This is a genomic window from Enterobacter sp. 04-C-12-SI-ECC, from assembly GCF_047530715.1.
In the GTDB taxonomy this organism is placed as follows: domain Bacteria; phylum Pseudomonadota; class Gammaproteobacteria; order Enterobacterales; family Enterobacteriaceae; genus Enterobacter; species Enterobacter bugandensis.
Genome location: NZ_JBLKDI010000006.1, coordinates 123,672 through 137,860 on the forward strand (window position 1 = coordinate 123,672; position 14,189 = coordinate 137,860).

The 14,189-nt window shown below is 50.3% G+C and carries 12 protein-coding genes; 10 read left to right on the forward strand and 2 right to left on the reverse strand.

What is annotated here, in order from left to right; all coding sequences use genetic code 11:
* The first annotated feature begins 254 nt into the window (after positions 1 to 254).
* From ACMWL8_RS11260 to ACMWL8_RS11305, 10 genes are all read left to right on the forward strand, one after another.
* Entirely contained in the window at positions 255 to 1,364 is a 1,110-nt protein-coding gene (locus ACMWL8_RS11260) for an AI-2E family transporter (RefSeq protein ID WP_045259869.1), read from the forward strand.
* A gap of 119 nt (positions 1,365 to 1,483) precedes the next feature.
* Positions 1,484 to 3,268 (forward strand): diguanylate cyclase, encoded by a 1,785-nt coding sequence (locus tag ACMWL8_RS11265; RefSeq protein ID WP_045259868.1) that lies wholly within the window; start codon positions 1,484 to 1,486, stop codon positions 3,266 to 3,268.
* A 307-nt stretch (positions 3,269 to 3,575) separates the two neighbouring features.
* Positions 3,576 to 4,649, forward strand: a complete 1,074-nt coding sequence (locus ACMWL8_RS11270) for a catalase family peroxidase (RefSeq protein WP_045259867.1) — start codon at positions 3,576 to 3,578, stop codon at positions 4,647 to 4,649.
* Positions 4,646 to 5,209, forward strand: coding sequence for a cytochrome b (locus ACMWL8_RS11275; protein WP_045259866.1), 564 nt, complete (start codon positions 4,646 to 4,648; stop codon positions 5,207 to 5,209). Before ACMWL8_RS11270 ends, ACMWL8_RS11275 begins: the two co-directional genes overlap by 4 nt.
* 427 nt (positions 5,210 to 5,636) lie before the next feature.
* Complete coding sequence (locus tag ACMWL8_RS11280) at positions 5,637 to 6,131, forward strand: molybdopterin-dependent oxidoreductase (protein WP_028012099.1); 495 nt, start codon at positions 5,637 to 5,639, stop codon at positions 6,129 to 6,131.
* A 17-nt stretch (positions 6,132 to 6,148) separates the two neighbouring features.
* Positions 6,149 to 8,086, forward strand: a complete 1,938-nt coding sequence (locus ACMWL8_RS11285) for a putative bifunctional diguanylate cyclase/phosphodiesterase (RefSeq protein WP_045259865.1) — start codon at positions 6,149 to 6,151, stop codon at positions 8,084 to 8,086.
* 239 nt (positions 8,087 to 8,325) lie between these two features.
* The gene (locus ACMWL8_RS11290; protein ID WP_028012097.1) at positions 8,326 to 8,583 is read left to right on the forward strand and encodes a YjhX family toxin; all 258 of its coding nucleotides are present in this window, start codon (positions 8,326 to 8,328) and stop codon (positions 8,581 to 8,583) included.
* Positions 8,584 to 8,593: 10 nt separating this feature from the next.
* Positions 8,594 to 9,340, forward strand: a complete 747-nt coding sequence (locus ACMWL8_RS11295) for an SAM-dependent methyltransferase (RefSeq protein ID WP_045259864.1) — start codon at positions 8,594 to 8,596, stop codon at positions 9,338 to 9,340.
* 498 nt (positions 9,341 to 9,838) lie between these two features.
* Positions 9,839 to 11,089, forward strand: a complete 1,251-nt coding sequence (locus tag ACMWL8_RS11300; protein ID WP_045259863.1) for a DUF6538 domain-containing protein — start codon at positions 9,839 to 9,841, stop codon at positions 11,087 to 11,089.
* Positions 11,090 to 11,382: 293 nt separating this feature from the next.
* Positions 11,383 to 12,054, forward strand: coding sequence for an EAL domain-containing protein (locus ACMWL8_RS11305; protein WP_023303163.1), 672 nt, complete (start codon positions 11,383 to 11,385; stop codon positions 12,052 to 12,054).
* Positions 12,055 to 12,096: 42 nt separating this feature from the next.
* Here ACMWL8_RS11305 and ACMWL8_RS11310 read toward each other — a convergent pair whose 3' ends face one another.
* Entirely contained in the window at positions 12,097 to 13,962 is a 1,866-nt protein-coding gene (locus tag ACMWL8_RS11310; protein WP_045259862.1) for a cell envelope integrity protein TolA, read from the reverse strand.
* Positions 13,955 to 14,155: a hypothetical protein gene (locus ACMWL8_RS11315; protein WP_045259861.1), complete on the reverse strand. Its 201-nt coding sequence runs from the start codon at positions 14,153 to 14,155 to the stop codon at positions 13,955 to 13,957. The genes ACMWL8_RS11310 and ACMWL8_RS11315 overlap by 8 nt, the downstream gene beginning before the upstream one ends.
* Between the last annotated feature and the right edge of the window lie 34 nt (positions 14,156 to 14,189).

Genomic DNA, 14,189 nt, shown 5'->3' on the forward strand with positions numbered 1-14,189 from the left:
GCAAACGGGCGCGCCGCGCGCTGAGTCTGGGGTGGGTTGTGAGGATGACATAAAGAATGGGACGCCAGGCCATAAGCACCTCCGCAAGCAGGTACTAACAGCATGGTGCGGGAGCGTGCGATCTTCGGTCAGTCGAAAGTGCTATCCGTGAAGCGCAAATTCATACTGCGATATTGCTGAACTGGCCGCCGGGTTGGTAATTCTCGCAATCGGTTCTATAGTCGTCACAGTTTCTTAGTAACCAGGACTGACTGATGCGCTTTAACGGACTGACTAAAGGTTTCTTTATTTTCATTCTCGCCCTTGTGACCTGGGCCTTCTTTGACGTGCTGTCGCCCTACTTCTCCGCGATACTGTGGGCCGCCATTCTGACCGTCATCTTCAACCCGGTAAAAAACAAGCTGCGCACCGCGCTGGGGGAGCGCAACGGGCTTGCCTCGCTGTTGACCATCGGCATTATCTGCCTGATCGTCTTTATCCCGCTGATGGTGATCCTCTCCTCGCTCGCCATTGAGCTGAACGTGGTTTACACGAAGCTTCAGGAGAACAACACCCAATTCCCGGAGGTGGTGGCGAGCATCTTCAACCATTTGCCGGACTGGGCCAGCGGCTTCCTGGCGGATCACAATCTGACCAACGCGGCGCAGATCCAGAAAAAACTCTCCGACGTCGCGCTGCAGGGCGGGCAGTATCTGGCGGGCAGCGCGTTCCTGATTGGCAAAGGCACGTTTGGCTTTGCGATTAGCTTCGGCATCATGCTTTATCTGCTGTTCTTCCTGCTGAAGGATGGACCGTATCTGGTACGCCAGATCCTCGACTCCCTGCCGCTGTCTGATTTTGTTAAACAGCACCTGTTCGCCAAGTTCGTCGGCGTCTCCCGGGCGACGGTGAAAGGGACGGCAGTGGTGGCCGTCGTTCAGGGCACGCTCGGCGGGATCGCGTTTGCCATCGTGGGCATCGACGGCAGCGTGCTCTGGGGCGCGCTGATGGCGTTCCTCTCGCTGGTCCCCGCCGTCGGCTCGGCGATTGTCTGGGTGCCAGCCGCCATTTACCTGTTCGCCACGCACCAGCTCTGGCAGGGGCTGTTTATTGTTGGCTTCTTCGTGATTATCGTCGGGCTGGTGGACAATATTCTGCGCCCGCTGCTGGTGGGGAAAGACACCAAAATGCCGGACTACCTGATTCTGATCTCCACCCTCGGCGGCATGGAGCTGTACGGCATTAACGGCTTTGTGATTGGGCCGCTCATCGCCGCGCTGTTTATCGCCTGCTGGAACCTCTTCTCCGGCCGCGATCACGCGGGCAATGCCGAAGAGCTGGACGCCGAGTTCATCGAAGAGGGAAAAAACTCTCCAGATTTGTAGGGACGTGACGATAACGACCACATCAGGCGGCGCTGTGCCGCCTTTTTTTTCGCCTTAAATCAAACGTTTTCTATAATTTGAAGAACGCCATCCTCTTTATGCGGTAAAAGGATCTCCAGGTGCGAATCGCGACAATAACCAACTGGGCCTACGGTGCCACGGTCTGCCTGACTATCGCCTCCGGCATTATCATGCTGATGGCCTCCGGAGCTGACACCGCCGAACGTCAGGCCATTGAACTACGTCAACATTTTGATGAGCTTACAGAAAATATTGAAACCGACGCCTGGATACAGTCCGATTTAGCGCGCCTGTATGTCATCAAAAAAAATCCGCAAATCCTGGATGAGTACAATGCGTCAGAGAAAAAACTGAAGAGCATCGAGCTGAAGCTGGACAAACTGCAGGACACCGGCGCTTCAGATGACGAGCTGGCCCTGCTGCATGATGGTTTAAAAATCATTGATGCACTGCAGGATGAGCAGCAGGCGGCACTGACGAGCGTGGCCCGGGGTGAAGATGCGCAGGCCGTTGCCCTGCTCTATGGCATGCCCTACGAGCAGGAGCTTGAGCGCGCACAAACACAGATCGATCGCTTTCGCCAGATACTCGACAAACGTGTCATCGCCTCCGTACGGGAGGCGACGAAAAAATCGAAAGCGCTGCGCACGGCTTCTGAAGTGATGGTTGGCCTGACCGCCCTGCTGTTCTTGTTTGTGCTCGGCTTTATATTAAAACGCCGCGTGCTGCGCCCGGTGGTACGCCTGAGCGACGTGGTTCACCGTCTGGCCTCTCAGGACTTCGCCGTTGAAACGCCCAACTTTAACCAGATTGATGAGATTGGCGATATGGCCCAGGCCATCCGCATCTTTCGTGAAAACGGCCTTGCGCGACAGCGTCTGGAAAAAGAGCGCGACGCCGACTGGGCCATCCGCGAGCTGCTGGCGCGCATGACCCAGCGGCTGCAGGGGTGTGAAAACTTTGACGACGTGATTAACGTGGCGGAGCTGTTTTCGCCCAATATCGCGCCGGGGATAGCGGGCCGGCTCTACGTTTTTGACCGCGATCCGTGGCAAATGCGCTGCGTCGCCCAGTGGCTTTCACCGGCAGATGATAAGGCCACATTCCACCCCGATGCGTGCTGGGCCGTGCGTCGCGGTCAGAGCCACCCGCCGGTTAACGGTGAACCGGATGTCGCCTGCTATCATCTCCCGGAATCACAGGCGGAAAGCGCGCTGTGCGTACCGCTTATCGCCCAGGGCGAGGCCATTGGGTTGCTCTCGTTCCAGAACATCACCCCGGAAAATGCTCCTGCACGCGCGTATCTGGAACTGATGGCCGAGGCGCTCGGACTGGCGCTGGCGAATCAGCGCCTGCGCGACGCGCTGCTGGAAAAAGCCTTGTTTGACCCGCTTACCGGCCTGCGTAATCGTCATCATCTGGAAGACACCCTGCACACGCAAATGACGCAGGCCATGCGCAACGGCGAGCCGTTAAGCTGCATGATGATCGACATCGATCACTTTAAAAGCATTAACGACCGCTTTGGTCACGAGGCCGGCGATCAGGTAATCAAAAACGTGGCGACGATTGTTCAGCGGGCCGCGCACGACGGCGGGCTGGCATTCCGCTATGGGGGCGAGGAGTTTCTGGTTCTGCTTCCCGGGGCCGGTGAAGCAGAAGCGCACGCCTGCGCGCAGAAGATTTACAACGGCGTGCATGCACTATCGCTTCGCTACGGGCTGACCGAGATTGGGCCGGTGGATGTGTCGATTGGTATCGCCAGCTATCCAGAGCATGCTCAAAGTGACAACCTGCTGCGCGCCGCGGACGTGGCACTGTACCGGGCGAAAGAGCTGGGACGCTCGCGAATTGTGAGTTTTGGGATGCTGGAGGCGGGCTAGAACGCCCGCCGGGTGGCGAACGCGAAAATATCTGGCATCAAAAATTATAAACTTTTCGTGATATTCTTTTTTAATAAAGTTTACCTTATATACTCTTCTCAGAGCGTAAAACGCACGTTATAAAATAGTGGCTTTTCAGTCTATTATTCTTTAGCGCGTCTATAATCGCCTCATCATAAAAATATCCTCTGGCATATTACCGCGATTATAAAAAATAATCGCCTCAACTTTATCCCTGTATTAATGCGTGGCTCGCAGATGTTCGTGCGCGTGTCAGGCATTATTCTTTCACACTGGAAAAACGTCTATGTCTAATGTGGATTTACGATACAAAAAATCCTGGGGAGCGCTGGCCATCATCGCCGCGATCGTGGGCGCGATAGCATCCGCATTTGCGTGGACGGCGGGTTGGATCGGTTCTCGCACCACCAGTCAGGCATTAGTCTCGGAAACACCAACGCCGTTTCCTCCCGGATTTCGCCGGGCACATGGCAAAGGAATGTGTTTTACGGGAAACTTCATTCCAGCCGGTTCAGCAACGTCTTTGTCAACCGCGCGCCTCTTTTCCCAGCAGCACACCCCTGTTGTCGGACGGTTTTCCATCGGCACTGGCGACCCCCACGCGGCGGATAGCTCAACGAAAACCCTGAGCATGGCCCTGATGTTCAGAACAGACGATAACCAGCAGTGGCGTATGGCGATGAACAACGAACCCTTCTTTGCGACCCGGGACCCTGAAGGATTTCTGGCGCTGCACCAGGCAACCGCGCCAGACCCGGCCACCGGCAAGCCGGATCCACAGCGCCTCGCGGCATTCTTAAAAGCCTATCCGGAAGCAGAGAAATACCTCAAATGGGCGGCACAAAAGCCCGCCCCCGGGAGCTTTGCCGGCGCAACGTTCTACAGCATTAACGCCTTTTACCTCGTGGACGGTCTCGGAAATCGCCAGGCGGTACGCTGGATGATGCGCCCGCACGATCCTTTTGTGTCGCTGAGCGAGGAGCAGCGCCAGAAGGCCGATCGCAACATCATGTTCGAGGGCGTCAGCCAGAGGCTTGCTCAGAAGCCTCTCTACTGGGATTTTGTTCTGCAACTCGCCCAGCCGGGCGATCCGGTAGATGACCCTTCCCGGCCGTGGCCTAACGATCGCAGGCAGATCGTAGCCGGTACGCTGGAAGTGGCGCGCGTCGAAGCCCAGGCTGACGGTCCGTGCCGCGACGTTAACTTCGACCCCTCGACGGTTCCTTCGGGTGTGAACGTGTCTGACGATCCGGTGTTAAACGCCCGTTCTGCCGCGTATTCACACTCCTTTAGTCGCCGGGAACGGGAAATTGGTTACGGCAAAGCCACCGAAGCTGTTGAAAAGCAGGAGGTAAAATGAACCCGAATCAAGAACACGGAAAAGCGCCGCAGCATTTCAACGCCCTGGCAAGAGGACTACACTGGCTAATGGCGGCGATGATTCTTGCCATGCTGTTTATTGGTACCGCAATGATGACGACGCTTCATCACCGGATTGCGCTTATCGACCTGCATCGCCCTCTGGGGATTGCCATATTACTGCTGGCGCTGCTCCGTCTGGTGAACCGACTTCGTAGCAAGACGCCCCGGCTGCCTGCTGATTTACCCTTCTGGCAAGTGCTTGCGGCTAAAGCGTCGCACTGGCTGCTGTATGCGCTCATGCTGGCAATGCCATTTTTGGGCTGGGCGCAGCTGTCGGCAGCAGGCTTGCCCGTCGTCATGTTCGAGGGATTTAATCTCCCACCGATTTTGCCAGTAAGCCCAACCCTTTTCGCCTGGTGCCACGATGCGCATAGCCTTCTGGCAAAACTCCTTTTTGCCGTGGTGCTATTACATATTTCTGCTGCATTAGTACATGCCTGGATCTACCGGGATAGCGTTTTTGCCAGAATGACGAAAAGCGGCAACCAGAAAAATTAAATAAAAAAATGGCCTTTTTATCCGCTCTCGAATAGAAAATCGCCGGAGTGTGATAATTAAACGGCACAATTAGCGCGACATATAAATTGGCGAAAAATAACCAGGCGTCGTTGTCCCGGTAACCTGCAGTCTGGGGCATCCGACGTTATGGTTAGCAACGCTGCCCGGGCGATGCCTCGTGCGCGTCAATAAAAAACGATCGTTTTTTAGCCGAAAGCGACTTTATTCACATAATGGTCGCGTACTTAAAAAAAGAAGCACTCCCAGTGCTGTCAAACCCGCTCGCACCAAACCACTTCAACTCGATGATTTTAAAACAGTTTCCTGCAACGCATATCCAAAAACGGTAGCGTCTCAACAAAATACATAAACTAGTAGGATAACTAAATTATAATTCATATACTTCTGTGCAAAAGTGGAGGCCATAATGCGATTAATCCTAATGCTGGTGTGCTGTCTGGTTCAGAGTTTAGCCTGGGCGGGTGAACTGCCGAAACCCGCCGGAAAACCCATTTTGACGATTTACGGGAATATAGAAAATACTAACGAAGATGGAAAAGCAGTGTTTGATCTCGCAAGCCTTGAAAAACTCGGGATGGTGAGTTTCGAGACGACATCTCCCTGGTATACCGGCAGGACGAAGTTTGAGGGGGTTCCAATGAACAAACTCATGGATTATGTTGGAGCAAAGGGTTCTGTCGTTAATGTTATTGCCCTTAACGATTACGCTACCGCTATTCCTCTCAGCGATTTTAAGAAATATAACGCTATTCTTGCCTTAAAGATTAATGGCGAATATATGCGTATCCGCGATAAAGGCCCATCATTCATTGTATACCCTTATGACAGTCTTCCTGAGTTGAATAATCAAATTTATTACTCGCGTTCAGCATGGCAGGTTAGCAAAATGAAGATTGAATAGCAGTTCAGGAGAACATAATGAACAGGATACTGGTTGGTATCATTTTTTCTCTTTTTATCACGACGGGATATATTGCATTTCTTGTTTACGATCGTCAGCAAGAGCTGCAAAAACTGACTCACTACACTGAGTCCTGGTCCGTGGCTCAACTGGTATCAGAGTATTACCGATTTGAATCATGGCTTGGTCTATACGCAACCGATACCGATGACGTTACGATAGACCAGGCCCGCATGCGTCTCGAAATTATGCTCAGCCAGGGCGAGTTACTGAACGGGGGAGACTTAGGCCGCTATATTGAGAGCGATAAAACGCATCAAGAGATCGCTGCACGCCTGAAAGAAATACTGGCGTATCTGGACAGTAATCTGGAAAAAATGAGCCATGAAGACTTAAAAAAGTACCTGGCAAATATGCACCTGCTCGACGCGCCGCTCAGTCAACTGTCTTCAAGCGCATTAACCAAAGATATTAACACGATTAATGAATCTAACCATAAAATACAGATTCTATATTATATTTACTCTGTACTTTCGTTACTTCTGGTGATATTAAGCTTTATTCTGGGGTTCTTAATGATCTATCAGAATAAAAATATTCTTAAAGCCCACATGCAGGTTAAAACCCTCGCTGACGAACTTCAGCGGTCAAAAGAAACGCTGCAAATACAGAATTCGAAGCTGGAATATGATGTGTATCATGACTCCCTTACCGGCATGAAAAACCGTCTATTCTTCTGGGACGATCTCAATAAAATTACCCTTCAGGCAGATAAAAACCATACCCCTGTCACGGTAATGTTATTTGATTTAGACCGGTTTAAAGAGGTCAACGATACCTATGGCCATGACGCCGGCGATTTACTGTTGAATCAGGTATCCCGACGGCTTACCTCAATGAGTAACGCGACGGATACGTTTTACCGCCTGGGCGGTGACGAATTTGCACTTCTCTCCAGCGGCCTGACCGAGAACGCAGCGGTTTCGCGCGCCAAAGAGATCAGCGCTCACATCAGTCTGCCCTATACAATCAATAACCAGCTGATAAAAATTGCCACCTGTGTAGGTATCGTCTTATCTGATAATGAGCGGCGCTCTGATTATCTCTATAAATTTGCCGATCTGGCCCTCTACGAAGCTAAAAAAGAGGGCTCACAGCAGATAAAAGTCTTCCGTCAGTGGATGCTACAGAAGCTGCAGGAAAGCAGAACCCTTGAGCATGATATGGCTCTCGCGATCAGCAACCATGAATTCGTTGTTTATTACCAGCCTATTGTCGATTCTTTCAGCAATGAAATTTACGGCTATGAAGCGCTTATTCGCTGGATACACCCGGTAAAGGGGATTTTGTCGCCTGATTACTTTATTTCTGTTGCTGAAAAAACAGGGATGATCAATGAGATTGGCAAAAATGTGCTTGAACTTGCCTGCCGGGAGGCGGCTTCCTGGTCGGTACCGGCCAGAATCTCGGTAAACGTTTCCCCTGTTCAGCTGGGGACTAAATCATTTACTGCAATGGTTCAGTCCATCCTGAAAGAGTCGGGCCTGCCGGCCAGCCGCCTTGAGCTGGAAGTTACGGAGTCATCGCTCTTTAGTGACAGCAACACGCCGCTCACTATTCTCAAAAAGCTCAGATCGCTGGGGGTAAAAATCTCCATTGATGATTTCGGAACGGGTTATTCCTCGCTATCAAGGCTGAGTGAACTCAATTTTGATAAAATTAAAATTGATAAATCCTTCGTGAATCCGATATCCACCCAAGACGACGCGCTTAATATCGTTAAACTGATAACCGGCATGGCGAAGAGCCTGAATATGCGGGTCATTGCAGAAGGTGTGGAAACCGAAGCGCAGCTTGAACGGCTTCAGGCGCTGGGCTGCGATCTCGTGCAGGGCTATCTGTTCGGAAAGCCACAGGCTGAAATCGATAAAAATATAAAAAACGGTACAGTGTGATCTTACCGGGATCACACTTTTCAACCCTGGGTATACACATACAATGACCGGGTGTTATCATTCACCCCGTAAATATCTTTCAACTCAATCCGAGGCTTTGATGCTGGAGAATGTAATCATCCGATAATCAGCTCCCCGACCTTTTCAGGCCGGACTGATTATCAATGCGCCGAAATCGAATGCGGACACCGCAGTGTGTTTGCACGTTTTGCACATGATGATTAAACAGGTTTTCCAGTATGAATTTATCCCGTCAGGAACAGCGTACCTTACACGTTCTCGCCAAAGGTGGCCGTATTGTGCACGTCCGCGATACGTCCGGCCGCGTCACCGCCGTTGAATGCTACAGCCGCGAAGGGCTATTACTCAGCGACTGCACGCTCGCCGTCTTCAAAAAGCTCAAAACCAAAAAGCTGATCAAATCCGTTAACGGTCAGCCCTACCGTATCAATACTACCGGGCTGAACAACGTCCGTGCCCAGCCTGATAATCGTTAAGGAGAGGATGATGGATATCCCACGCATATTTACTGTTAGCGAAAGCGAACACCGCATTCATAACCCCTTCACGCCAGAAAAGTATGCCACGCTGGGGCGCGTGTTACGCATGAAGCCAGGCGCACGCCTTCTCGATCTCGGCAGCGGTTCGGGAGAGATGCTTTGCACCTGGGCACGCGATCACGGGATTACCGGTACCGGCATCGACATGAGCCCGCTCTTTACCGCGCAGGCAACGCAGCGCGCAGAGGCGCTCGGCGTCAGCGAACGCGTCCATTTTGTGCATAACGACGCGGCAGGCTACGTGGCTGATGAACAGTGCGACGTGGCGGCCTGTGTAGGCGCCACGTGGATTGCGGGCGGCGTCGCCGGGACAATGGACCTGCTGGCACAAAGCCTTAAGCCCGGGGGAATCATGCTCATCGGTGAACCTTACTGGCGACAGGTTCCCGCAACGGAGGAGACGGCTCGGGCTTGCGGCGTCTCCTCCACCGCAGACTTTCTCACCCTGCCCGACCTTGTCGCGTCTTTCGATCGCCAGGGCTATGACCTGGTCGAAATGGTGCTGGCAGATCAGGAAGGCTGGGACAGATACGAAGCCGCGAAATGGATGACCCTGCGCCGCTGGCTGGATCAAAACCCCGACGATGGTTTTGCACAGGAGGTGCGCACGGAGCTGACGGCAGCCCCTAAGCGCCATGTGGCTTACACAAGGGAATATATTGGCTGGGGCGTGTTTGCGTTAATTGCACGATAGGAGGGAGTGGCGGTATAGCCTTTCGGGGCTATACCGGCCTTAAGCATGAAGCGCTCAGCATTGTGAACGCTGCGCTACGCCTGGCATGAAAAAACTTCTATCATTGTTTTTCCGTTACCGCATTCAGTCTGGCGGATGTTTGCTTCCTGCTAATTTGGATCCCAATCGTTGAAGATAACGTTCAGTAAATCCGTCTCTGCTTCAACCTGAGCAGGAAACGCAACAGTTGAATGCTCAAGCATGCGCTTAGAATTGATGCAAATTTGGGAGTTTCTTTCCCAAATCTGCCCCATCGTGCAGATAAGAAGGGAGCTAATGATGCGTAACTTTTTGAGAGAACTGGTGCCGATAATAGGAGTGTAACACGCGATAAATCTTGTGTTCGGGTCTTCTTCTACGACCTTCGCAACTACCTGATTTAACGATTTTTACGCACGCTGATAATCTGGCATTCACCCTGCACATGATAAACGCCCCTCAACTTTAACGGGGTGGAAAATGAAATACAAGCCGGATCAATACATCATTTCCGATAGTTACGGAGTTTATTACGTCAGGATCTCAATTCCTGTATGGCTCCGTAATGCATTTGGTGGAAGAAAAACTCTCGTCCGTAGTCTGAAAACTTCCGATCTTCGTGTGGCTCGTAGGAAGCGTGATGTTATAGCCGATGAATTTCACCACATCAGGCAAATTGCAGAGCCGCCAAAACCGGACAGCTTGCAGGACACGATCAGCTATTTAAAGAGCGTGGCTAAGTACGCGAAAGCTGCCCCGAAAGCATCAGCGCCGATTATCTACCAATGCCCTTCTCTGATTAAGATGTTAGAGATCTACCTTATGCATAACGCTGATCGCCTGAAAATGGGAACATTAAGCAAGACCAGGAAAGCCGTAGAACTATTCCTGAATTACCTGCGAAAGAAGGATGTGGAACTTAACGATATCAACCGTACCACCGTTACAGGCTGGCTTGATCATCTCAGAGAGACAAAGGCAGTCCAGACAGTGGCTAACTATCTATCAGCAATGGCAAACATTTTCGATCTTGCCTCTTCCCGATACCAGGACGCCCCACCGCTGGAAAGTAACGTGTTCAGGGGGCATAAACTCAACACAGCGCAGAGCCGCCAGAGTTACGAGGCATTCACGGAAGAGGATATTACGAAGCTCATTAGCGCGTTTAACAAGTTAGGAGAGGACGAGCTAAGGGATGTGACCACTATCGCCGCTTATAGCGGGATGCGCATTAATGAAATAGCCAGTTTAAAATCAGACAATATCTGTGAAGTAGAGGGGGTGCTATGTTTCGAGGTTACGGAGGGTAAGACACGCAATGCGGCGCGGTTGGTTCCACTTCATAGTGCGATTAGAACAATGGTTCTGGAACGCTGCCAGAAGCCGCACAACGGTTTTTTATTCTACCGTGCAAGTGTGACCAAGAGAGAGGACGGCAAGCGCTCCTCGTGGCATGTAAACCGCTTTGGACGACTTAAACGCGACATTCTCCCAGGGCAGGAAAACAAGGTGTTTCACTCGATCAGGCATCTCGTTGCTCAAACTCTGGATAGGGGCGGGGTTGGTCGAGATAAGTTAACCCCCGTCCCAGAAGATCGCATAGCCCTTCTTCTGGGACATTCGAGAGGAGAAACGGAGAGTTTCAAAACATACAGCAAGAATGCCGCCTCCCCTGTTGAGCTACAGCAGTACATCGAATTGCTACGCTATTCAAAAATTGACAACCCATAAGAAAAGGGGCGTAAGCCCCTCGTTAACTTATCGAATAGAACATTATTACATTACTTATATATTTAGGTGAAGATGAACCAGTATCAAACAAAAAACCGAGCAAAAAAACAACCAGAAATACATCACAAGACTAATATATAACAATCAGCAAACACCCACCGCAAAGTAAAAAGTCATTTTATATCAATCACTTAGTCAAAACCCTGCATCCGTACCATAAATTTTAGCAATACTATTGCTTTATTGTGATAAAAATTACAATATAATTTTAATTAAAATTTAAGGTATTTGTTATGGATACTACATTCATTGCTGATCCTATAGTGAGCATTGACGAGAGGTTGTTAGGCGTTGAGCTTCTCACTCGCTTCATTGCCTCAGATGGACGCCCCCTTCACCCTGAATTCGTAATTTCATCTTGGGATTTAGATAGGAAGCGGCTTTTCCTATACGAACAATGTGGAAACATTGCCACTATGCAAACGTGGTTCGAACGAAAGAATCTATTTTGTACACTGAACATTGATCAGAAAATGGCTTTTTTAATACGTCATGACTACATACTTAGACAAACTTTCGAATCGATGCCATTCATCAAACTTGAACTTTCTGAGCATTTCCCTGGTTTGGATAAGGGATTGAAAAGTCCCTTATTAAAATCGCTGAGCCAGGGTGTAAATGGGCTATGGCTCGATGACCTTGGGGCAGGTAATGCAAATGTAGTTAGTTTGATAGAAGGTTACTTTGAAGTGGTAAAAATAGATCGTATTTTCTTCAATGAGCAGGTGAAAAAACCAACCTTCAACCAGTTAATTGCATCAATTAAAAAACACTGCGGCAAAGTTATTATCGAAGGGATTGAGAATCGAGAACATTTGGGAATACTGCGTGAGGTGGGGGTTTGGGGATTACAGGGGTATCTTTTTAAATCTGTCCCTTTTAAAAACGTGGATTTATTGCTGTAGTGTTGAAACCATCAAAAAAGGGGCTTACGCCCCTTTGATGTATCACCCGCCTGTACTGCTTTGACCGCTCAAGGCTGACAAGGTTAGTGACTGAGTAAACGCCGCTTGTGAAGCTTTCGCCGTAAAATCCACATAATCCGCAAGCCTACTTGAATCACTCGCAATTGTGAGCGGAACAGACGCCTCAAGATTGAGATTGAATACAGGTGCAAGATTGTACGATGGCGCACTATTGGTGCTGGTTAGGGATGATATAGCAGAATCACGAAGCGATCCCCCTGGCAGAGAATCACCATTCAGACTGTATTGTTCTACCGCTGTCCCTGTAGGCTGATCATCTATTCCTAACCAATCTTTAACAGCATGACCTACACTACGGGTATCAAACCCTGTCTTGTCCTGCACCCAATCGGCAGCACTGTTGGCAGAGCCTGTAACAGCACCATCATAGAGAGCCTGGGCCGCTGGTTTATCTTTTTCAGCAAACCATACAGGGAAACGTTCTTTCAGCCCTTTATTGATATCACTCACAACACTGGAAATCTCACCCACAAACCCAGTGATTTCTTTCGAGAGATTGCCTAAGCCCTCTCCAAGCATTCCCGCCGCTTCGGTGATAATTTTGGTTTTCCTTACCAGATCGTCGCCCCCATCGGCAAAGCCTTTCATCCAGCCTGTAAACAACTGATTGTCTACTCCATTCATCAGATTACCCATTGCCACGGACAGATCGCCGTAAGCGGATACCTGGCGGATTTGCTCGTCGTTCAGCGTCTGCCCCGATTCAACGAGAGTTTTCAGCGTCTTGTTATACTCTGCACCGTTATTCATGAACATATCGGTGTAGTGCATCAGGTCATCACCTAAACTCTCGATCAACGTACCAATCTGAGCCTGTGACATACCACGGCGTTGCCCTTCATTCACCGTAGCTTGAACAAAATCGAGTGGTGAATCTTGGAACTTGGAAATCTGATCCTTACTCCATCCAAATTTGTTCATTATCGACGTAATGCCACCATCCCCACCCTTCCATTCGCCTTTCTTCATTTGAGCATCGTTAACAGTCATGGCGAGGCGTTCACGCACATCTTTCATGTTATCGACGGCTTTTGAGGTATTAGCTGAATCAACACCGTGTTGCTGTCCCCAGGCTACCATCGTTTTTATGGCGTTTGGGTTGGTTTTCACACGTTCACTCATTCTCACCAGTTCGAGGTTATCATTCCCTTTGTCAACAATTCGCTGCCCCACTCCGAGGGAGCCAGCCGTTAACGCAAGGCTTCCTAATACCCCACCACCGACGATAGGAGCATTCCCGCCCTTCTGAGCCTTTAGCTTAGTGGCTGCTGCGGCATACTGGGTACGCTGTGCCTGTGTCACTTTCGCTTGTTGTGCGGCTTCTCTGCGTAACAGAGTTACACGCTCACGAATAGATGCGTTCATACGGGCACTGGTCAGATTGCCTTTGGCAAATTCCTCTGTTTGCTGACGTATGAAACGTAACGCTTCATATTGAGACTTAGGATCAAGCTCGTATTTACCTTTAATCCCAGAGATTTGCAGCCCTGCATGGCGAAGTCTAAGTTCGGCTACTTCCTGGCGCTTCTGTAGCTGCTGCTTCGCTTTCAGATTAGCCTTTTCATCCCTGACTTTCTGCTTCTCCGCCGCACGTTGGGCTTTCATTTCCTTCGTATCACGAGGTTTATCATTAAAACGTGCATCGTCAGCTTGTTGACGGGCTTTCTGTCTGCGCTGCTTTTGAGCCTGGAAGCGAATCTTCGGATCGGCTATTTTCTCAAAGTATTTTTTCAGGTCATCGCCAGCTTTACGGGCTTCCGCCAGACTTTGTTTATCGACCACAAAGGAAACGGTCGTCTTGATGGAAGCTACGTTGATATCAAGCATCACCACCGCCTTTCTGATCCAAGAAGTGATGAATTGCCGCTTCGACGGTTTCAACACGGAAAATACGCGCTCTAACGCCCGTATACGATATCTCTAATAGCTCGCAAAGCTGGCTCACCTTGAGCAGCCCTTCTGCATCGTCTGCACTCAGTCGGACGTGTAGGCCACGATTGGATTTGAGTATGAGTTCCACCTCTATTTTTCCTCTTGTTATGGGGGAAATAAAA